Here is a 22,079-nt window from a genome sequence, read left to right as displayed (position 1 = left end):
CCTCAATGGATTAAGAAATCCATTATTTTAGCCCAATAGAAAAATGAAGAAAATCTCTTTACATATCATTTTTCTGTTGGGCTTTTTATTTGTCCTAACCGAAAGCACTGCTCAAGAAAATTACGATTTTGTTGAACAAAAATGGTATGAACTACAAGAAGAAACTGAAAATGCGCAGTTTAATGAAGTGAAAATCCTTTTTGAAGAATTTGCCAGATTAAGTCGGAAAAACAAACAGGATTCTTTGCTTACCGAAGGCATTATCTTCATCGGCAATTACTACAAAAATCAAGATGAATTTGGTGACCGGATAAAATGGTATCAATATGCCATAGATTCATTATGCAATGAAGAAAGATTTCAATGTGTTCAAATCCGCAGAGCGTTTTCAAAGATTTATACATTTATCGAACAATATGAAAAATCAAATGAACTTTTAAACGCAAACTTAAAGTTCCTTGAAGAAGGAAATTATAATGAGGCAACTTCCTCAGAATATTCTACTATTGCAAAAAACCATTTACGAAACAACAACTTCAACGCTGCTGAAAAATCTTATTTCAAAGGACTTGCAGCCGCAGAAAAAGCAAACTCTTCATTCTATATACTTAGTTCCTACAATAATTTAGGTTTTTTCTATTCCCAAATTGCTGATCTTCCAAAAGCAGAAAGCTATTACCTAACTGGAATCGAAATGCTAGCAAATGACAGCTTATTGAGAAAGAAACATGCAGCTCAAATGGCTTTATTGAAAGGAAATTTAGGTGCAATTTATTTGAATGAAATTGATAAAGTTGAAAAAGGAATACAATTCCTAAACGAAGACATTAACTACAACTTAAAAAGTGGTGATTTTGAACTGGCCATTAACGCAAGTGCTGAATTGGCGGGGTTTTACTTTGAAAGAAAAAATTATAAACTGGCCAATAAAACATTAAAAAATTGTCTAGAAACCATTAATCAGTCAGCAAAGAAGAATCAAAATTTAGTTCCAATATACTACTTGCTTTTTAAAGTAAATTTAGAACAGAAAAGAAACGATGAAGCACTGGAATATTTTAAGGCCTACGATTCCCTAAAAACAATTAATGATGCACTACGAGAAGAACGAAGATTTAGCATTGAGAAAAGTTTATTGGAAAACATTCTAAATGTACAACTGGAAAATCAAAACCAACAAATTAAGCTCAAAAACCAGGAAAACGAAGTCCTTCAAGAGAAAAACAAACACTTTTTCTACAGATTAATCATCGGATTGATTTCATTTGTCACTTTGGCTGTTCTTATTCTTCTCTACAGCAGAAAAAGAATTTCATTGATGAGAGTTAAAAAGGAATTGGCTGAAAATCAATTTGAAATTGAAAAATTAGAGAAAGAAAAAACCAAATTAGAACTGAAATATAAGAACAAAGACCTCACTGATTTCGCCATAGATATTTCTCGAAAACAAGAAGTTTTAACGGATGTGAAATCAAAATTAAATGAAATTCTAAAAAATAAATCTGACTTAGATGAAATCAAAAAAGAAGTTCGAACTTTAATCCATTACACCAATAATAATATGTTGGTAGACGAACAATTAAAGGAATTTCAAGAAAATGTTGAAGAAGTAAATTACAAATTCTTAGATCAATTGGGAAAAATGCATCCTGAACTCACAGAATTGGACAAAAATGTTTGCGGATTAATACGCTTAGGATTATCCAATAAGGAAATCGCCACAATGAGAAACGTGAGCTACAAAGCCATTCGAATGTCGCGCTACCGAATTCGTAAAAAATTAGATTTGCCCGCAGAAGTTAATTTAGTGGAGTTTTTGAAATCGATAGCTTAAAATATTTTGTCTTCCGGATGACACAAAATATATCCTTAAGCCTTTGGTTTTGTTCATGTATTAAGAAATTCAACTCCTACTTCACAACTTTATCCTTCTTTCATTTGTTGCTTATAGAAAGGCATTTTAAGCTAAGTCATGCTTTATTTTTTATATTTGTAACCGATGATAAAAGTCAGTGATATTAAAAGTCCAGTTGCGGAAGAACTCGAGAAGTTTGAAGAGCATTTCAGGAACAGCATGAATTCTAAAGTTCCACTTTTAGATAAAATCACGCATTATATCATCAAACGAAAAGGAAAACAAATGCGCCCAATGTTTGTCTTCCTTTCCGCTAAAATGCTGGGAGAAGTCAGCAAGGACACTTACAATTCTGCTTCATTAATCGAACTTTTACACACCGCAACATTGGTTCATGATGATGTGGTGGATGATGCCAACGAAAGAAGAGGATTTTTCTCGATCAATGCCTTATGGAAAAATAAAATCGCTGTTTTAGTCGGTGATTTTTTACTTTCCAAGGTATTACTGATGAGCATAGAACACAAAAAATACCGTTCATTAGAAATCGTTGCCAGGGCCGTTCGTGAAATGAGTGAAGGAGAATTGCTTCAAATCGAAAAATCACGTCGTTTAGACATCGATGAAGACACCTATTTTGAGGTCATCAGACAAAAAACAGCTTCTTTAATTGCAACCTGTTGCGAAGCGGGAGCAGTTTCAGTTGAACGAGAAGACGAAGCTGAAAGAATGCGTCTTTTCGGGGAGAAAGTTGGACTGGCTTTTCAAATTAAAGACGATATTTTTGATTATGGAACTCCAGGAAAAATTGGAAAACCAACTGGAAACGATATCAGAGAACAAAAAATGACCCTTCCTTTAATATACACTTTAAACAAGGTGGATAAAAAAACCAGAAAGGAGTTAATTAATATTGTAAAACGCCACAACGAAAATCCCAAAAAAGTACGAAGAGCAATTCAACTGGTGATTGACAATGGTGGAATTGATTATGCCTACGATTACATGATTAAAATAAAAGACGAAGCTCTACAATTACTTGATCCCATTCCTGATTCACCAAGCAAACAATCGATGATTATGTTGGTTGAATATACAACGAGTAGGGAGAAATAGTGCTTCAATTCAGAAGAGAGCCTTAACGCAAAAAACAAGCACATTTTTCCTTGTCCCAAAAGCTCTGTGAACTTTTTGATTAATTTCAGTGTTATATTGAAAGCTTAAGAAAGAGGTGACCGCACAAGAATAGAAACTTTATTTGTTAAATAGACTACTGCGGAGTAAGCATTTATTGCTTACCGATAAAAACATATAAACCAGAAATTATGAATTTAAATCCAACAATCGATGCTTTGAAAAGCAGTTTAGAACTCTTAAATCAAGAGTTCGAAAAGGTAACCGAAGAAAAGTTAAAGAAAAAATACCTCGTAGTAATTGAAAAAATTGAGAAATCAATCCATTACATCGATGAAATGGAACACAGAACTTTTTAGAGGTTAAGAATATTTATGTACATTATTTCGTCTTTATGAACCACTGTTATTCCGCACCTTAGACAAACTCAGTCACCGAAGTATAATCACGTTGACTGAGCTTGTCGAAGGCAGTGAATTCGGAGAGTGATTTCTTAAGGAAGCTTGATTGTCGAAGGCAACATAGAATGCTTTGTCAACAAAGTCGTCGCTATGATTACTTCACCCTTTATAATTTGATTTTTTTCTCCAGCAAAGGTTCTGCGTTAATCAAAAAATGGGCTCTCAGGCATCAGAGGGAACTGCAAAAATTCGTAATTGACAATTCGTAATTACCTAATCCGTATCTCCACCCTCCTATTCGCCTGAATCTCCACATCAGATTTTGCATCAGGATGTTTCATTTGAGTATTTCCCAAACCAACAGCGGAGATTCTAGATTTCTTAATTCCCGTATCCACAAGGTATTCCTTCACTTTATTGGCCCTTCTTTTGGAAAGTCTTCTTGCCCTCCAGGTATTCTTACCAAATCTATGCACATGTCCTTGAACCTCAATTTCGACACCAGAATTATTGGCCATGAAATCCTTCAATCTTTTTAGTTTCACGTAGGCAGACGGCAGCAGAACATCAGATTGGGAGACAAATTCCAAACCTTCCAATTCAATCGATTGATTGGTTTGAATGGGCTCCATAAAAATAACTAATTCATCGCCTTTGAGGCTTCTCAAATGTACCTCCCTATCTTCGAAGAAATATCCTGTTGCATCAATTTTCAGGTTCATCCTCAGATTATCAACATTGGGAACAACAAAGTCAGAAGCCATATAAAGCGCATTATTCTTTTTAGTTCCAGAAACAATTACCTTAGCGACCAATGGCAATTTAGATTGTGCATCTCTCAATTTAATTTCGAAGGCTTTGTCAGAAATATCCGTTCTAAAGTCGTAGGTTTTCTTCATCTCCTCAATATCTTTATCTGTAATTTGATTTCCAAAGGAGGAAATAAGCGTGAAGTCTGATAGTGCAGTAGATTGTGAATTGATGCAAAGAATCAAACGCTGATTTGACTGAATCTCAACAGAATCCAAGAGGAAAGTTAGCATATTTTTCTTTGTCACTATACCATTTTGAATTGGAGGAATAGAACCATTCAGAATAGCTCCACATTTTTCACCTTGATCAATCAAAAAAGCGACATAATTGAATGAAAAATCAGCTTTTTCAAGTGTAATGGATAAGAAACCTGGTAATTTTGTTTCACAATTAAACCACAAGCTGTTGATTTCGGCACCTTCTAAAACGTTAGGGAAGAATTTAAAATCATCAACTTCACCTCCAGCACCTGTTAATTGAACATTCGAAGAAACATTTGGCTCAATTGTAATTGCACCAATACAGTCTCCAATATTACTGTTCATTCCTGATTCAGAATCCTGCTTGATTTTCTCTTGACTAAGAAGCAGTGATGGCAATAAAAAAAAGAAAATTATGAATTTATAAACCATTTATTAGCATTGATGACTGTGTTTTCATGCGCTAAAATAACTAAATTTGGGGTCATGACACAAGAATTTGACAATACACTATACGAAAGATTAGGAGAGCATAACATTAAAGATCTTGTCGATGCTTTTTACGAAAGGGTTTATCAACACCCTGTTTTAATTCCATTATTTGACGAGGACAGCATTGATGAAATTAAAGATAAACAATTTCGCTTCTTAACCCAGTTTTTGGGTGGTCCGCTGCGCTATATTGAAAAATATGGTCCACCAAGAATGAGAATGCGTCACTTACCTCACAAAATTGACCAAAACGCAATGATTGCCTGGCTTTCTTGTATGAAGGGAGCGATTTCTACATTGTCACTTTCAGAAGAAAATGCTACAGAATTATATAATAAATTCCCACAGTTAGCACAACACATGGTGAATAGTTGATTTTTTTGGCTTTAGGCAGCAGACTTGATTTGCTTTAATGCTTATCGGGAACTTTACCAGCTATTTAATATACTGCAATAAAAAGTACTCTCTTTAACTAAGCTAGATCCTTCCAGAGTTGAAAATTAAGATTTTCCCCTCTCACTTGAAATATGACCCTAGCTTAATGTCATCCTGAAGCGGATTTCTTTTTTCAACTGGTTGAACAAAGAAATTTGTGAAGGATCTTGTTAGTTTACCGCTGAATCACATTATGGCTGGGTTAGATATATTTACTGGTAAAGTATCGGATAGGCATTATGCTTGATTAGCTTTTTACAGCATACGACCAAAAGCCCAAAAACATTCTGCAAATTGCTTATAAAAAGAGCCTTAATTCAGTTAAACTACTTATTTTTGTCCGCTTAATATCAAATGGGTTATGAGCAATACAAAAATCAAGAGTGCAATCATCTCTGTTTTCAATAAAGAGGGTCTTGGACCAATCGTAAAAGAACTTTCAAATCAAGGCGTTACGATTTACAGCACAGGAGGAACACAGTCATTTATTGAGGATCTTGGAATAGCGGTTAAACGTGTTGAAGATTTAACTTCTTATCCGTCAATTTTGGGTGGTCGAGTAAAAACACTTCACCCTAAAGTTTTTGGTGGAATCTTGAATAGAAAAGACAACGAAAAAGATCAAGAACAATTAAAAGAATTTGATATTCCATCTTTTGATTTAGTAATGGTAGACCTTTACCCATTCGAAGAAACCGTAGCCGCAGGAGGAACTCACGAAGAAATTATAGAGAAAATTGATATCGGAGGAATTTCCTTGATTCGTGCAGCTGCAAAAAATTACAAGGACGTAATGTTGGTTTCTTCAACAGAGCAATACGCAGATTTCCTAAGCATTCTTACAGATCAAAAAGGAGAAATCACTATTGAGCAAAGAAAAGCTTATGCAAAAGACGCATTCAACGTAAGTTCACATTACGACACACACATTTTCAACTATTTCAATACCGATGACGAAGCGGTTTTCAAACAAAGTATTACCACAGCAGAAGTTTTGAGATATGGAGAAAACCCACACCAAAAAGGAATTTTCTATGGTGGTTTAGATAGTATTTTCGACAAACTACACGGAAAAGCACTTTCTTACAATAATTTATTGGATGTTGATGCCGCAGTTAACTTAATGGAAGACTTCAAAAATGAAGATCCAACATTTGCTATTTTAAAACACAATAATGCTTGTGGCTTAGCTACTCGCCCTACGATTGAAGAGGCTTATAAAGCGGCCTTAGCCGGAGATCCAGTTTCTGCTTTTGGAGGAATCCTAATGTCTAACTCAAAAATTGATGTTAAAACAGCAACTTTAATCAACGATTTATTCTGTGAAGTAGTTATTGCACCTGCTTTTGATGAAGAAGCCATTGAAATTTTAAAATCTAAGAAAAATAGAGTTATCTTGGTCATCAAAGCATTTGATCTTCCAAAAAAACAATTCAGAACTATTTTAAACGGAGTTTTAGAGCAAGACAGAGATCTAATCACCGATAAAATTGAAGATTTTGAAACGGTAACAAAAGCAAGCACAACTGAGCAGCAAAATAAGGATTTAGCTTTTGCCAATAAACTGGTGAAACACACAAAATCAAATACAATTGTTCTGGCCAAAGACGGTCAATTATTGGCAAGTGGAACAGGACAAACCTCAAGAGTTGATGCTTTAAATCAAGCCATTCATAAAGCAAAATCATTTAACTTTGATTTAAACGGAGCGGTAATGGCTTCTGATGCATTCTTCCCTTTCCCAGATTGCGTGGAAATTGCGAATAAAGAAGGAATCAACACCGTTATTCAACCAGGAGGTTCAATCAAAGATGAATTGTCAATTAACTATTGTGACGAACATGGAATGGCAATGGTTTTCACAGGAAATCGCCACTTTAAACATTAAAACAAAAAAATTAAAAAATAGTACATTAATTTCCTTAATTTTGGGAGTGAATTTACTACACGAATAAAGACACTTTTAGCTCGGCAACAAGAATATGGGATTATTTAGCTTTTTAACACAAGACATTGCAATAGATTTAGGAACGGCCAACACGCTTATCATTATGGATGATAAAGTTGTTGTGGACGAACCATCAATTGTTGCAAGAGACATTCAAACCGGTAAGATTGTTGCCATTGGTAAAAAAGCGCAACAAATGCATGGGAAAACCCATAAGCTCATTGAAACTATTCGTCCTCTTCAAGATGGTGTTATTGCCGACTTCCAATGTGCTGAGCAAATGATTCGCGGAATGATCAAAATGATTAAGAAGCGTAAAAGTCTCTTTAATGCCTCATTAAGAATGGTTATTTGTATTCCTTCAGGAATTACAGAAGTGGAAAAAAGAGCCGTTCGAGATTCTGCAGAACACGCCGGAGCAAAAGAAGTGTACTTAATTCACGAACCTATGGCCGCAGCAATAGGAATTGGAATTGATGTGGAAGAACCAATGGGAAACATGATTATTGACATAGGAGGAGGTACTTCTGAAATTGCTGTAATCGCCCTTGGAGGAATTGTGAGTGATAAATCTATTCGTGTTGCAGGTAACGATTTCACAAAAGATATTGAAGAATACATGCGTCGTCAACACAATATTTTGGTTGGAGAGCGCACTGCTGAACAAATTAAAATTGAAGTAGGTTCTGCATTACCAGAATTGGATACTCCTCCAGAAGACTTCGCTGTTCGTGGACGAGATTTAATGACGGGTATTCCAAAAGAAATCATTGTGAGTTATGTTGAAATTGCACACGCTTTAGATAAATCAATCTCTAAAATCGAAGAAGCAATTTTGAGTGCTCTAGAAATGACACCTCCAGAATTATCTGCAGATATTTACAAAACTGGAATTTATTTAGCGGGTGGTGGTTCAATGCTGCGTGGATTAGATAAACGTATGTCTTTAAAAACAAAGCTTCCTGTTCACATTGCAGAAGATCCACTAAGAGCTGTAGCAAGAGGTACGAGCATCGCATTAAAAAATATAAACCGTTTCCAATTCTTGATAAGAGATTAAAAGCAATACAATTTCATGCTAAAGTTTATAGCATTCTTCCGAAGATTCAGGGTTTTTCTTGTCTTCCTTATTTTGCAAATTGCCGCGCTAAGTTCCTACTTTTCGGTAATGAGTTTTCCGAGAACGAAGTTCTTTAATTCATCTACCGCAGTTACAGGAACTCTCTTGTCATTGGAAAGAGATTTGGCAAAATACCTGTATCTCGATGAGGCCAATGAAAAGCTACAGGCAGAAAATGTACGTTTGGAAAGAAAAATAGCCGATAATTATTTTTCGATTGACACCAATACTGCAATAATTAACGATACCTTAAGAAGATTAAGTTTTGAACGAATCCCAGCAACGGTAATCAATTCATCACATTCACATGCCAATAATTACTTCACCATTAATGCCGGAAGTGATAAAGGAATTGAAAGAAAAATGGGTGTTGTTTCCTCCAATGGAATCGTAGGAATCGTTTATGATGTTTCTAAAAACTTTGCCATTGTAAAATCTGTTTTAACCAAAGACATCAACATTAGTGCTTACATTAATCAATCAAATGCCCATGGCTTAATTAAATACGAAGGCACAAATCCGCGGAGAGTACAACTCACAGGATTCTCCAACGACATAGAAGTAGAAATTGGCTCGAAAGTTTCGGCACGTGGAAGCGGAGGCTATTTCCCTCCAGGAGAACCCATTGGAGTGGTTGAAAAGGTAGAGCCTGTTGAAGGACAGCCTAGATGGGATATAATCGTAAGGCTTAACCAAGACATGAGAAAATTAAGGTATGTTTATGTCATCAAAAACATCCATAAATTGGAGCTAGAAGCCCTAGAAAAAAACATCCAGCAATTGCAATGAATTATCTCGTAAAAAACATACTTCGTTTATTGATTTTCGTGCTTGCACAAGGATTAATCTTTGGACAATTGTCCTTTGGCTACGGCATTCATCCCATGATTTACCCTCTGTTTATCATCATGCTCCCTTTCGATACGCGTCCAGTAGTACTCATGATTCTGGCATTTATTGCCGGAATAGGAGTAGATTTCTTTATGAACACCTTTGGCCTGCATGCCAGTGCTGCTGTGTTTATCGCCTTTATCAGACCTGCTGTTTTCCGCCAATTTGCACCGCGAGATGGTTACGACATTCTTAAAGAACCTATCGCCAAAGACTGGGGTTACCCATGGTTCTTGAAAGTTTCTGGAATTACCATTCTACTCCACCACCTTTGGTTTTTTGGATTGGAATATTTCAAATGGTCGGCTTGGAAGGAAATTCTTAGCAGCACACTACTCAGTTCCATTATAACTTTAACTATATTTATACTCATCCAGGTGCTTTTCTTTAAAAAGTCTAAAAATGTATGAATTTAGAAAATAGGCGACTCGTTTTTATCCTCCTTTTCGTTTTTGTTGGCGTTGTTTTCACCGCTAGGCTCTTTTACATGCAAGTAATCGATGATAAATGGATTGAACGTGCTGGAGAAGTGTCTAAAAAGAAAATCACGATAAAGCCACCAAGAGGAATTCTTTATGACAGAAATGGCGAGAAAATAGTGGCCAACAAAACCTACTACAACCTCATGTTTGTAGAAGATGATATCGACAGTTTGGATACTTTGGCTTTTGCCAATCTGATTGGTTTTTCAGTGGATTCTGTTCACATGAGATTTGCTGAAATTAGAAAAGAACTAGATAGAAAAACCAGAAGTAAAAAAACAGGAAACGACACCGTTGTTAATGACTACAGAAGCTATTTGCCCCATGCGTTTTTAAAAGAACTTTCGGCGGATGAAATTTCTGAAATCGCCATGGACTTATCTGATTTCCAAGGTTTCTATGAAGAACCCATGAGTATGCGCGATTATCCCTATCCGTATGGCGCAAATATTTACGGTTATCTCAATGAAATCAGTGGACCAGAATTAAATGCAGATAGAAGATTCTACAATGTGGGAGATTTTATTGGTCGCTCTGGACTAGAGAAATACTACGAATATGAATTACGCGGAAAAAAAGGAACAAAAGTGATTCTTACTTCTTCCAGAGGAAAATTAGTAGATAATTTTGCCGGAGGAAAACTAGATACCAACGCGCAACAAGGTCCTCCACTGCATTTGGGAATTGACATTATTCTTCAAGCGTATGGAGAAGAACTCATGAAAAACAAGCTAGGCTCTGTTGTTGCCATTGAACCTTCAACGGGAGAAATTTTAGCAATGGTAAGTGCTCCAAGTTACAACCCTAATTTAATGGTGGGAACGCGAAACATCAGAACCAACTATAGAAAATTATACAAGGATACTTTAAAACCCTTTTACCCAAGACCTCTGGCTGCAGAATATCCTCCAGGTTCAATTTTTAAAGTGGTAAATGCATTAATTGGATTGCAAGAAGGCGTAATAACAGAAGATGCCTCTTTTCCATGTACACAATCCTGGGTGGGTTGTCACAATCACCCTCCTGCAAATAGCGTTGCAAAAGCCATTCAATTCTCTTGCAACCCTTATTTCTACTACGAAGTAAAGAAGATCATTCAGCAAGGAAAACACACAAGCAATTTTAAAGATGCAGCGGAAGGACTGGCGCTTTGGGAAAAGTACATGCACAGCTTTGGCTTTGGAATCAAACCTGAAACGGATATTTATGGCTTGCGAAGTGGAGTAATTCCTAATGTTGCTTTTTATAATCATTGGTATGGTGAATTTCGCTGGGCCTTTTCTACCATTCGCTCGAACAGTATTGGTCAGGGAGAGGTTAAAATGACTCCTTTACAAATGGCAAATTTAGCAGCAATTGTGGCCAACGATGGATTTTATTATGAACCACATTTAGTCAAAAGCATTGGTACAGAAGGTCCACAAGACAAATTTCTGGTTAAAAAGCAAACCATGATAGACGCTAAACATTTTGCCTCTGTGAAAGAAGGAATGCGCGCCGCAGTAAATGAGCCCCACGGTACTGCCAGAAGAGCCAGAATAAAAGACATTGTAGTTTCGGGAAAAACAGGAACAGCACAAAATCCACATGGGGAAGATCACTCTGTTTTTATGGCTTTTGCGCCTTTTGACAATCCGAAAATTGCCATTGCTGTATTTGTTGAAAATGCTGGTTTTGGTGGAACTTGGGCTGCTCCAATTGCAAGTTTAATGATGGAGAAATACCTTACAGGAGAAATTGCTGATACTTTAAAAGAAAAAAGAATTCTAGAAAAGCACTTTACTAACATCAATGAATAATTACAGAGAAAAGACGGTTGGGTGGGATTGGTTTACAATTATTATTGTATCTCTTCTATTGTTGATGGGAATGGTCAATATTTATTCTGCTGCCTTTAATCCGGATAGACCATTTTTGTTTGACCTAAAAACAATGTACGGTAAACAGCTTATGTGGATTGGCATAGGTCTTTTTATGGGAATTGTAATCTCTTTGATTGATGCGGAATATATCCGAAAATTAACGCCCTTGGCCTTTATAGCTGTAATTATTCTTTTAATTCTAGTTTTGTTTACTGAGCCCATCAACGGAGCGCGGTCTTGGCTTGGTGTTGGTCCCTTTGGTGTGCAACCCTCCGAATTTTCCAAGTTGACCACCGCATTGATGTTGGCCTATATCATTTCTCAGAACAGAGGAAAATTGATTTCAAAACAATCTTTAACAATGGCTTTAACCTTAGTTATTGCAACTATGCTCTTGGTTTTAATCCAAAATGATACAGGAACATTCTTAGTCTTTACCGCATTTTTCTTTGTAATGTATCGAGAAGGAATTACTTTTGATCCTATTATTTTATTTTTCTCTAATCGTGTTTTAGGATTAAGATTCAAACATACTTTTGTTGGAATTCACTTTATTCCTGTTTTATTCATCGTGATTTTCCTCAGTATAATTACACTCTATTTTACAGAATCCAAGCATACATTTTCATTTTTACCAGGATATGATTTACCCGGATGGATGCTCTTGCTTTTCATAATAACCCTTCTATTTGGAATTTCCTTCTTCATCAATCAGAGGTTTGCTGCCCAAAGAAGTAAAAAGAAGATGAGATCAGCGATTCTTATCGTTTACATTGTAACTGTGGGACTTGTAGGACTAATTTCTTACACTTACTTGAATGTTTTACAGTCTCACCAGAAAGACAGGATTGATTTATGGTTAGGGAAAATCCAAGATCAAGACGGAAAAGATTACAATAGAAACAGGGCTTTGGCTGCTGTTGGTTCAGGAGGATTTTCTGGTGTTGGTTACCAAGAAGCACTTTTATCGAGTCCTAGAAGTAAACACGTTCCTGAAAGTGAAACCGATTTCATTTTTTCTGTTTATTCAGAAGAATGGGGTTTTCTTGGATCAGCAACACTGGTTGTTCTTTTCACAACATTGCTGATTAGAATTATCGTTATCGCAGAACGACAAAAGAGCAGATTTGCCCGGGTTTACGCTAATTCCGTCGCCATGATTATCTTTTATCACTTTGGCATAAATGTAGGCATGAACATTGGAATTATTCCCGTAATCGGAATTCCTCTGCCATTTTTTAGCTATGGTGGTTCATCAATGATGTCTTTTTTAATCATGATTCTTATTCTCCTGAAATTAGATTCTCAACGTAAAGAAGTCTTAGCCTAATGAAAGAAAAATTTGATTCATTTACTCCTTTTCTTCAAGCCATTCTACTTTTTGTTGTTGGAGCAGTAGCATTTATTCTGATTTCCATCATTACTACTTTAGTCATAACCATCATTTATCCTGAAATGCCTGTTGATGACTTAAATTTACAACTCAAAGCATTTCCTATTCAATATATGTTCGTCAATTTTATGCCGTTTCAACTCGGATTCTTGTTGACACCGGGACTTGTCTATACTTATTTAAGAAAAGATGCAGATAATATCTTAGCCAAACCTAAAGCTGTAACCGTACTTTGGTCTTTCTTGCTTTTTATCTCTGTATTTTTTCTTTTGCCATTTATCAGCGAAATTAATCTAGACATCACCAAGTTTTTAGGTGCTTATGAAGCTTTGGTTGCAGCGAAAGAAATCGCAGATAAACAATTAGCCGGCTTGGTTGGTGAAAGTGGCTCAGCAAGCTTCTATTCTTCATTATTAATCATTGGCGTCATCACTGGAATAGCAGAAGAGTTCGCATTTCGTAAATTCTTGTTTCACCACATGTTGGTCAACACAAAAAAGCTATCCTTAAGCCTCATCTCTAGCGCCGTCATTTTTGCGCTACTTCACTTCAATTACATTCAAATCCTCCCCCTTTTTTCCTTCGGATTGGTCTTAGCAATGATGTATTTCGTTTCAGGAAGCATAATTCCAGGAATAATAATGCATGCCTTAAATAACATCTTGAATGTTTATTGGCTAGCCAACGACAACTTCCCCTCGTGGATGAATGAATTGGATTTGAAAACAACCATTCCAGCTACGCTGTTGCTTTTGGGGTTGATTGTTTTTCATTTGAGAAGGCAGAATAGTAGTCAAATGAAAAGGGAAAAATGATAAATTCGTAAAACTCACTTTTAGAATCCAACTTAAATACTATCAGAAAAATAAACTAAGGCCTAATTATTCAATCTTAGTTAATCTAATAAATCTTCATTTCAACATTGAAACACTTTAAAATACGAAAAAATACATTAAAGTCAAATTTTTAATTTTTCATTCCTTTTTCCTCCACTTCAATTCCATTGAAAAACGGAAAAACAGATTTTAACCCTATTTTTCATTCCTTTCTCTCTACTTCAATTCTATTGAAAAGCGAAAAAACACATTAAAACCATATTTTTCATTCTTCATTCTTCATTCTTCATTTTTCATTCCTTTTTCTCCACTCGAATCACCACTCTCTCCCCATCAAAACCAAGCGTTTTACTACTCTCAAAAATCATAGATTTACGTTTCCTTTCTTTCACTTCATAATCTCCGCTGAACTTATAGGTTTGTTGCTCTACTTCTTCGGTATAAAAATCTTCACAATCTTCTGGAGCTACGATTCTAGAAATTGTGAACAGCTCAGCTTTTTCGTTGAACTGCCAATAAAATTGACTTTGTTTGCCTTCAAGATTCCACGTTGCGGTGCATAAAGTTTCGTAGATATCGCAATCGTTAATTTCCCAAACTGGTAAAGGAGAAATATTTTGACCATCAACTGAAAGTTCTACGACTTCCCAAGTTCCTGCTTTCATGAGGCGTTTGGATGCGCGTTTGTTTTTGTCGCAAGATGCCAAGAAGAATACTGTAGCAAAGAGTAATAATGTTAGTTTTTTCATAGAGTAAAATAATTACGAATGACGAATCTTTTAATTACGAATTCGATCACTATTGGATTATAAAATTCAAGTTACACATTATTTCGATAATTCTAGAATGATTTTTTCCTAAAATTATCTTTAATTTAATTTTCTTCCGAAATAATTGTAAGTATAATCGACAACACTATTGTCTTGTGGATCCAATGTACTAGAGTTTATAATCATTTCGGCTTCTCCATTTATTTTATTGCGAACAATTCCAGACAAACCTGTACAAATAGAAGTGGTTGTATGACTTAAGTTAAAATGAAACTCACGGAAAGATCCAGCTGTGAGATCCCTACTAAAGCTATCACAAACAATTCCTGTACCATCAAAATTGATGAAATCAACCGATTTTGTAGACCATTTATCATTTATGTCCACACCAATATCTATACTGTCATTCAATTCACTTGAAAAAATTCTGTAAACACCCTCTATGCTTCCAAACTCAATATCTTGATTTACACCGTTCTCTATGGGGTATTGTGAAACAAAAAAGGTTTTTGTAATTGAATCATAACCGTCATCATTCGGAAAACAAGTTTTGTTGGGTTCCTTTTTTACCACTAACGTAATTGGAATGTTATTTCCTATCCATTGGTTAGAAAAATAACGGCTTGCAGTTTTTGTTTCAAATTCCTCAATACCAATGTACCACTTATACTCGGCATTCTCTTCAAGCGCCCTGAATTGAAGTTCAGTTTCATTAAAAGCAGTATCCGTTTCCACCCAATCGTAATGCGGAACATTATATAATTGCTCTTCAATAACAAAATCCGCACTCACCTCACTTGCACATTCACAAGGGTCTGCGGTCTTTTTTATTTCTAATTGATCTTTCTTACAAGAAAATAAAACAAGTAAAAAGACAGAAGTAAGCAGTAGTATTTTTATTAAAGTTTTCATAGCGTATTTTTAATTATGAATGAATAATTAGGAATTACTAATCCAATCAAATTTATTCAGAAATAAATCACCATAACTCGGATTTGGAGAGTTAGTTGGCAAACTATTATTAGTTGGATTATTATGATTAGTGCTTACTCCATTTACACAATTTGTCTCTTGAGCATTTGCATAATTTAGTAACAAGGCAATCCCAATTGGTAAGATAATTTTCTTCATAAGGTTATTGTTTTATGGTAATTTCCTACCGAAGTAAGATTTTGAAATTAATGGTTCACTTATATCATCATGATAGCGCAACTTCAATATAAATTTATTATCTAAATTAATTTCAGCAAAGTCAATGGTAACATTTTTGCAACTGTCAAAGGGAGTAGCGTTCAATGTTCTTAACCCTCTGTAATTTCTTTCAACATAGTGATAAGAAGCAGAACATGTTGAGCCATTTCCGTCGTAATTAACTATCTCATAGTAACGACAGCCCATCTCAGGGGGGTAAGCGTTTTCAACATAATACAATCCCATAATTATAGAATCTGTCGAGTTTTCCATGGCTACTTTAAACTCGCCATCTAACAAATGTGTAGTGCATCGGTCATAAATATTAAAGGTTTTAGTAATCGAATCATACCCATCATCATTTGGAAAGCAAATTTTATTCGGTTCCTTATTCACAACAAGTGTTATTGAAATTGTTTGATTTGTCCATTGACTGTCAAAAGTTTTATATACTTCTTTGTCTGACTCCACATCAGCACCGATATACCAAGTGTATTCTGCATCATCTTCTACAGCCCTAAAATCCACTCTTTTTCCAGATAACACATGGTCAGTTTTGGTTTCTAAAGCTAGAGAAGAGTTAAAAGCTCTTTCCCAAATCTCAAAATCCGCACTCACCTCACTCGCACATTCACAAGGGTCTGCGGTCTTTTTAATTTCCAACTGGTCTTTCTTACAAGAAAATAAAATAAGTAAAAAGAAAGAAGTAAGCAGTAGTATTTTTATTAAAGTTTTCATAGCGTTTTTTTAATTATGAATGAATAATTAGGAATTACTAATCCAATCAAAATTATTCAGAAATAACACATCGTATGACACCATTGGATGAATATCATTTGGAAGATTGGAATTTGTTGGTGAGTTTGGGTTCGTGCTCACATTATTAATACAAGGAAAGTTTTGTGCCCACATTGTAAAAGACATTAATGTCAGTAAAATAGTTGCTATTGTTTTCATATATTTCTAATTTATTTTTCTTCCGAAAATATGTTTATTGACTTCTTGATTTGGATCTGAGTCTTTAAAATAATAATAACTCATCTCAATCTTACCGTTTAAATGATGCCAGGCCTTAAAAGCTCCGATACTTAAACAATCACCTGCGGGTCCTCCTCCAACCTGAAAATAACGATAACTTTTTGTGCCACTGAAATAATTACCAGAACAAACACTTCCTTCTCCATCAAAATTGGTGATGTCCGCAGAATAACAATCATATTGCGGTGCATATTCGATAAATTCAATATCGATATCAAAAGAATCTGTACTGTTTTCTGACGCCATTCGAAAAGTTCCTTCCAGCAGATAAGGTTCGTGACAGACATCATAAATATTAAATGTTTTGGTAATTGAATCATAACCATCATCATTTGGAAAACAGATAAGGTTAGGCTCCTTTTCAACAACCAAGGTGATAGGAATCGTACTTCCAACCCATTGGTTTCCGAAATTTGTAAAGGTCTCTCGGTCATTTTCAATATCTGCTCCTATGTACCAAGTGTATTCGGCATCTTCTGCTTTAGCACGAAATCGTACTTCCTTTGATGCACTATTCTGTAATACATGATCGGTTATTATCATTTCTGAACCAGCAAGTTGAATATGTCTTTCTATTATATCAAAATCAGCACTCACCTCATTAGCACAATCACAAGGGTCTTCTGCCTTTCCAATTTCCAATTGATCTTTTTTACAAGAAAATAAAGCAAGTAAAAACACAGAAGTGAGCAGTAGTATTTTTATTAAAGTTTTCATAGCATTTTTTTAATTATGAATGGGTTAATTACGAATTCAATCACTCTCAGGTTAAAAAATTCAATTTACATATTATTTTGATAATTCTAGAATTAATTTTTCAAGGCGAGTGATGCGTTCTTTCATTTCAGATTCTTCTTCATTCGAAGATTCTACCTCCACAACACGCTCTTCTAATTCTAAAATATAAAGCGTCAATTCCTCCACCTTTTCGACCAAAAGTCTATTGATTTCACCTATATCCGCACCATTTTCTTCTACTTCAACAGCCGTTGGCATATTTGGGAGGTGTTTGTTGGTATTGATGAAAGTTCTGAGCTCTGAAAAAGTTCTGAGTTCGTAATCAGGTTGAAAGACGTAATCTGGGAAAGGTGCTAGCGTTGTAATGTATTTTCTGGCGTAAACCTCACCTGAACCAGTTACTTGAAAGTTAGCCTTTGTATTGTCAACACCATATCCTTCAATTAAAGAAGATGAGTTAGTAGTTACTCTCAGCCTAAGCGCCATTCCAGTGCTTCCATTTGTATTCACACTCAATCCATTATCGTTGGTTGAAATAATTGAAAATTTGGCGTAATTTATAGTACCATCTTCTATCCCTCCTACAGAAATTCTACTGGTAGAATTTTTAAATGTCATCCCAACACTAGGAACAGATAAGGTTAAATTCCCACTTTCTAAATTCTGGAAGAATAAATTATTATTAGCCATCATCACCAAACCACCATCATTAGAGGTCATTCCAGTAATAGAATTAGTCAATCCAATACGTGCGGCTTTTCCATAATTTATTGTTGATTTTAAATAATTCTGAGTACTAATTTCTTTATCATTCCCCAAGCTCCCTGACATACTACTAGGAAAGCCTGGGCCCAAACCAGGACCTATATAATCTACCACCCCATGAACTTGAAAATTAAAATTAGGTAAGACTGTATTTGAGTTAGCGGTTGGACTTGTTCCTACTCCAACATAACCTGCTTGGATAGAATTACTTGTTGTAAGAGGCCATGAAGTATTATATTGTGCGTTAACAGCAACTGAAATAGAAGCAATTGCTAAAATTGATATTAGTTTTTTCATAAAATATAGTGTTTATTTATGTTAAAGTTAAGTTAAGTTAAAAGCAAATTTATTTGGTTTTTTTTTCAAGAAAACCAAAATCTATATTAATTCCATCTAAATTTATCACTAATCTAATATCTATGCAGAAATCTTTGAGCATACTTCTAAAATGACTTATTAAATATTTCTCCGACCAACAAAAGAAAGATTCCTCAATACTCTGTATTTTCGGAATGAAAACCGATTAGTATCTTGTCCCAATCAATAATATCAAACCCCTGTCATTCCGAATGGATTGAATCGACTGAGGTATACTCAATTCCTATATACTATTTATATTATGCACCATTCAGCTTCGCTCAGAATGTAACTCTTGTCTCCTAAAATAGAATCGGCTGAAATAAGCTCGTTTAAATGATCAGGAAATTTATTAACTTAATGTTCCAAAATTTCAACCTTACAAATAATAAAAAGACGAAAAAACTAAAGAATACAGATCACAAATCCTATGGATTTCAAATTAAAAGTTCAATACTTCCGATGTAATTCTACAAACAATCTTTTACAACACAACACCCATAAATATACAAGTCAAAAATTCAATAATAAAACCTCAAAATAATATAAAAGCAAAAATCCCATCAACATTTCTGCTGATGGGACAAATATTAAAACAATTTAGTTAGTTCTACCTATTGTTCTTTAATACTATTGTTCTCTAATACTGTAATCATTTTTATTCCCCATTTCGGATGCTGAATAAGCAATTGAATTAAAATCTAAATCTCTTAAGATATCGCGTGCTGTAAAGATTACTCCCATAGGCACTTTCTCATCTGCTTTAAAACAAGTAATGATGTTCTCTTTTGGGTCGGTCATTTCTGCTGGCTTGTCATTGAACTTCGCCAATTTCCATTTTCCGATATAGTTAATTCCATCTGGGTGTAATAAACCGTCGTATTGAACAGCTACACCTTTATCGAACTTGCTTGCATCACCTTTCAATGGTTCACCTAAATACACAAAGTCAACCGTTGAACGCTGCTTAAATGGTGTTAAATCCGTTAAACCAACACCTTGTGCAGGAATAACTTTCACCAATGGGTCAATCTCTTTGGTAGTTGTTGCTACCATGAAGAAGAACAAAAGCATGAAGACAATATCGGGAAGTGAAGACGTATTAATCGCCGGAGCTGGCTTCCCACCATCTTTTTTAAATTTTGACATAATTAACGTTTTGGTTTAACCTCAATTAATCTTAGAGGATACAAAGTTTCTATCAATTCAGTATGCTTCTTGTACTGACGCAATTCAGGAGTGTCTTCCAACTCGTTCTGGATAATGTAACGATTCATCGTTGTCCATGTTGTACCAAAAAGAGATTCGGCCTCTTCATCACGTAATTCAGTTACTGCACGTTGAACCTCTGATTGAACAGCTACATAAGCCGAATAATCTGTGTCAACAAAGGATTCAAGACGAACGTGTGCTTCAAAAGCGATCTCTGGCATTTCTTTCTTCCCACTAAATTCAGTGTACAAATTCATCATGTCCAACTTTTCTTGCCATTTCTCAATAGCTGCCAAAGTTTGTTCGATTAATTTTTCTGTATTACCATCTGTTTGCTCTTGATTTTCTAAAGCATCTAACCTGTTTTGTTGATTTTGCAAATTGGTAGAATATAATTCTTTTGTACCATAAGCATAATAAGGATAGTTTAATTCACGATCAGCCTTTTTTCCTCTATTAATAGTATAAAAATGCTTTATTCTGCTGTTCAACGTAGAGATATCTTCAGGCTTGATAATTGAATCTCTTGCTTGAATAACCTGCTTACTGTTGATTACAATCTTATAGATATTTTTCTCTTCAACAGGAGGCGGAGTAATTTCCGACTCCACTTTTTTAGGGATTTTACGCAAGTAAGCCGTATCCTTGTCCATTGTTGTTGTAACAAGGAAAAAGATAAGTAACAAGAAGGCGATATCCGCCATCGAACCTGCATTAATTTCCGGTACTACTCGCTTTGCCATTCCTATTAGTTCTTAATTAATTTAACAATTAGTCCCATGAACATTGCCAATGCTGAACATACTGCTAAACCAATTATAGCGGTATAAATTCCAGCGTGGGTAAAGTCCAACGTGGCCTCACTTGCTGTAATGTCTCCAACTACACCTAAAGACTCAACAGTATCTGTTGTTCCCATAGAATACAAGATGAAAAACAAAACCGCCGCCACAACAATTCCTAAAATTGATTTAATAGCTTGTACTGGTCGTGTTACTAACAACACTACGAAGAACAAAAGAACTAGAATTACGGCTAGAATAATTGCGTAAAAGCTAATATTCGTAACACCACTAAAAGCAAAGCTTTCCATGAAGTTTTGTTTTACCAACTCATCACTTTCAGCATTTACGCCAGAAGTCATAACGATAAAACCGAATATCAAAGCAGGAACAGCAATCACAACCTTAATGATTAGTCCTAAAATGTTCAATTTCTTTTCATTATCCATAATATATGGTTTTTTTAAAAGTGAATAAATAGATGAAGATAAAATTACTTCTGCGCAACTTTATATTTAATCATCATGTCCACCAATGAAATTGATGAGTTCTCCATCTCGTTTACAATTCCATCCACCTTAGCAACGATGTAATTATAAAAGATTTGTAGAATAATCGCTGAGATCAAACCGAATACTGTTGTCAAAAGTGCTACTTGAATACCACCTGCAACTGTAATTGGAGATACTTGTCCATCTTCAACAATTTTCTCAAAGGCCTGAATCATCCCGATTACCGTCCCCATAAATCCAAGCATTGGTGCAAGAGCAATAAATAGAGAAATCCAAGAGATACCTTTTTCTAAAAGTCCCATTTGAACACCACCATAAGCAACAACAGTTTTCTCCACCGCTTCAACTCCTTCATCTACTCTAGCGAGTCCTTGGTAGAAGATAGATGCAATTGGACCTCTTGTATTTCGACAGATTTCTTTAGCCCCTTCAATATCACCTTTCGCAATAGCTGCTTCCACATCTGCTAAGAATTTCTTAGTGTTAATAGAAGAAAGGTTAAGGTAAACAATACGCTCAATACAAAGTGCTATACCGATAATCAAAGCAATCAATACGATACCCATCCAAAATGGATCTCCTTCGATAAACTTCTTTTTAAGAGTGGAAGTAAAACCTACTTCTTTCTCTACTTCAGCTTCCTGAACTTCTTCTACAGGTGCTTCTTCAACAGGCATTGGCTCTGCAGAAATGGCCTCCACAGCCATGGAGTCGCTACCTTCTTGAAGTTCTACTTCATTTTGATTTGCAGGATCTTGTTGGTCTGCAAATGATACTGTGCTAAATCCGAATGTAAACATTCCGATGATTGCTAAAGAACTAACTATTTTTTTCATGTTCCAAAGATTAAAA

General features: G+C 35.2%; 23 protein-coding genes. 11 read left to right on the top strand and 12 right to left on the bottom strand.

Features of this window, described 5'->3' with window-relative positions:
• The first annotated feature begins 43 nt into the window (after positions 1-43).
• From DIT68_RS08280 to DIT68_RS16320, 3 genes are all read left to right on the top strand, one after another.
• Positions 44-1,834, top strand: coding sequence for a LuxR C-terminal-related transcriptional regulator (locus DIT68_RS08280; RefSeq protein ID WP_109359331.1), 1,791 nt, complete (start codon positions 44-46; stop codon positions 1,832-1,834).
• Between the two features lie 165 nt (positions 1,835-1,999).
• Positions 2,000-2,971, top strand: a complete 972-nt coding sequence (locus tag DIT68_RS08275) for a polyprenyl synthetase family protein (protein WP_109359330.1) — start codon at positions 2,000-2,002, stop codon at positions 2,969-2,971.
• Between the two features lie 209 nt (positions 2,972-3,180).
• Positions 3,181-3,348, top strand: coding sequence for a hypothetical protein (locus DIT68_RS16320; RefSeq protein ID WP_158276141.1), 168 nt, complete (start codon positions 3,181-3,183; stop codon positions 3,346-3,348).
• Positions 3,349-3,659: 311 nt separating this feature from the next.
• Here DIT68_RS16320 and DIT68_RS08270 read toward each other — a convergent pair whose 3' ends face one another.
• Entirely contained in the window at positions 3,660-4,835 is a 1,176-nt protein-coding gene (locus DIT68_RS08270) for an OmpA family protein (protein WP_109359329.1), read from the bottom strand.
• A gap of 54 nt (positions 4,836-4,889) precedes the next feature.
• Between DIT68_RS08270 and DIT68_RS08265 the strand changes: the two genes are divergently transcribed.
• The 8 genes from DIT68_RS08265 to DIT68_RS08230 all read left to right on the top strand — a co-directional run bounded on the left by DIT68_RS08265 (position 4,890) and on the right by DIT68_RS08230 (position 13,841).
• Positions 4,890-5,270 (top strand): globin domain-containing protein, encoded by a 381-nt coding sequence (locus DIT68_RS08265; RefSeq protein WP_109359328.1) that lies wholly within the window; start codon positions 4,890-4,892, stop codon positions 5,268-5,270.
• A gap of 421 nt (positions 5,271-5,691) precedes the next feature.
• A complete protein-coding gene (gene purH / locus DIT68_RS08260) occupies positions 5,692-7,218 on the top strand; it encodes a bifunctional phosphoribosylaminoimidazolecarboxamide formyltransferase/IMP cyclohydrolase (protein ID WP_109359327.1) in 1,527 nt (508 codons plus the stop codon).
• Positions 7,219-7,312: 94 nt separating this feature from the next.
• The gene (locus DIT68_RS08255) at positions 7,313-8,338 is read left to right on the top strand and encodes a rod shape-determining protein (RefSeq protein WP_109359326.1); all 1,026 of its coding nucleotides are present in this window, start codon (positions 7,313-7,315) and stop codon (positions 8,336-8,338) included.
• Between the two features lie 15 nt (positions 8,339-8,353).
• A complete protein-coding gene (gene mreC, locus DIT68_RS08250) occupies positions 8,354-9,187 on the top strand; it encodes a rod shape-determining protein MreC (RefSeq protein WP_109359325.1) in 834 nt (277 codons plus the stop codon).
• A complete protein-coding gene (locus tag DIT68_RS08245; RefSeq protein WP_109359324.1) occupies positions 9,184-9,699 on the top strand; it encodes a rod shape-determining protein MreD in 516 nt (171 codons plus the stop codon). The genes mreC and DIT68_RS08245 overlap by 4 nt, the downstream gene beginning before the upstream one ends.
• Positions 9,696-11,570 (top strand): penicillin-binding transpeptidase domain-containing protein, encoded by a 1,875-nt coding sequence (locus tag DIT68_RS08240; RefSeq protein WP_109359323.1) that lies wholly within the window; start codon positions 9,696-9,698, stop codon positions 11,568-11,570. The genes DIT68_RS08245 and DIT68_RS08240 overlap by 4 nt, the downstream gene beginning before the upstream one ends.
• Positions 11,563-12,963 (top strand): rod shape-determining protein RodA, encoded by a 1,401-nt coding sequence (rodA, locus tag DIT68_RS08235; protein ID WP_109359322.1) that lies wholly within the window; start codon positions 11,563-11,565, stop codon positions 12,961-12,963. The genes DIT68_RS08240 and rodA overlap by 8 nt, the downstream gene beginning before the upstream one ends.
• Positions 12,963-13,841 (top strand): CPBP family intramembrane glutamic endopeptidase, encoded by an 879-nt coding sequence (locus tag DIT68_RS08230; protein ID WP_109359321.1) that lies wholly within the window; start codon positions 12,963-12,965, stop codon positions 13,839-13,841. The genes rodA and DIT68_RS08230 overlap by 1 nt, the downstream gene beginning before the upstream one ends.
• Positions 13,842-14,155: 314 nt before the next feature.
• Here the strand turns inward: DIT68_RS08230 and DIT68_RS08225 are convergent, their stop codons facing one another.
• From DIT68_RS08225 to DIT68_RS08180, 11 genes are all read right to left on the bottom strand, one after another.
• The gene (locus DIT68_RS08225) at positions 14,156-14,611 is read right to left on the bottom strand and encodes a hypothetical protein (protein ID WP_109359320.1); all 456 of its coding nucleotides are present in this window, start codon (positions 14,609-14,611) and stop codon (positions 14,156-14,158) included.
• A gap of 120 nt (positions 14,612-14,731) precedes the next feature.
• Positions 14,732-15,544 carry a hypothetical protein gene (locus DIT68_RS08220; protein ID WP_109359319.1) on the bottom strand — a complete coding sequence of 271 codons (813 nt, stop codon included), beginning with the start codon at positions 15,542-15,544 and terminating at the stop codon, positions 14,732-14,734.
• A 27-nt stretch (positions 15,545-15,571) separates the two neighbouring features.
• A complete protein-coding gene (locus tag DIT68_RS16195; protein WP_146194161.1) occupies positions 15,572-15,763 on the bottom strand; it encodes a lysozyme inhibitor LprI family protein in 192 nt (63 codons plus the stop codon).
• Between the two features lie 12 nt (positions 15,764-15,775).
• Positions 15,776-16,561 (bottom strand): hypothetical protein, encoded by a 786-nt coding sequence (locus tag DIT68_RS08215; RefSeq protein ID WP_109359318.1) that lies wholly within the window; start codon positions 16,559-16,561, stop codon positions 15,776-15,778.
• 27 nt (positions 16,562-16,588) lie between these two features.
• Positions 16,589-16,780 carry a hypothetical protein gene (locus tag DIT68_RS08210; RefSeq protein WP_109359317.1) on the bottom strand — a complete coding sequence of 64 codons (192 nt, stop codon included), beginning with the start codon at positions 16,778-16,780 and terminating at the stop codon, positions 16,589-16,591.
• Between the two features lie 6 nt (positions 16,781-16,786).
• Entirely contained in the window at positions 16,787-17,578 is a 792-nt protein-coding gene (locus tag DIT68_RS08205; protein ID WP_109359316.1) for a hypothetical protein, read from the bottom strand.
• A 72-nt stretch (positions 17,579-17,650) separates the two neighbouring features.
• Positions 17,651-18,661: a hypothetical protein gene (locus DIT68_RS08200; protein ID WP_109359315.1), complete on the bottom strand. Its 1,011-nt coding sequence runs from the start codon at positions 18,659-18,661 to the stop codon at positions 17,651-17,653.
• A 690-nt stretch (positions 18,662-19,351) separates the two neighbouring features.
• Positions 19,352-19,870 (bottom strand): ExbD/TolR family protein, encoded by a 519-nt coding sequence (locus tag DIT68_RS08195; protein WP_109359314.1) that lies wholly within the window; start codon positions 19,868-19,870, stop codon positions 19,352-19,354.
• Positions 19,871-19,872: 2 nt separating this feature from the next.
• Positions 19,873-20,676, bottom strand: coding sequence for an ExbD/TolR family protein (locus DIT68_RS08190; RefSeq protein WP_109359313.1), 804 nt, complete (start codon positions 20,674-20,676; stop codon positions 19,873-19,875).
• A 5-nt stretch (positions 20,677-20,681) separates the two neighbouring features.
• Positions 20,682-21,164 carry a hypothetical protein gene (locus tag DIT68_RS08185; RefSeq protein WP_109359312.1) on the bottom strand — a complete coding sequence of 161 codons (483 nt, stop codon included), beginning with the start codon at positions 21,162-21,164 and terminating at the stop codon, positions 20,682-20,684.
• 44 nt (positions 21,165-21,208) lie between these two features.
• Complete coding sequence (locus tag DIT68_RS08180; RefSeq protein ID WP_109359311.1) at positions 21,209-22,063, bottom strand: MotA/TolQ/ExbB proton channel family protein; 855 nt, start codon at positions 22,061-22,063, stop codon at positions 21,209-21,211.
• Positions 22,064-22,079: the final 16 nt, after the last annotated feature.

Origin of the sequence: Brumimicrobium oceani, assembly GCF_003143775.1 — a bacterium.
Taxonomy (GTDB): domain Bacteria; phylum Bacteroidota; class Bacteroidia; order Flavobacteriales_D; family Crocinitomicaceae; genus Brumimicrobium; species Brumimicrobium oceani.
Note: the sequence above shows the minus strand (reverse complement) of the source record. Positions and strands in the feature narration are given on the sequence as shown.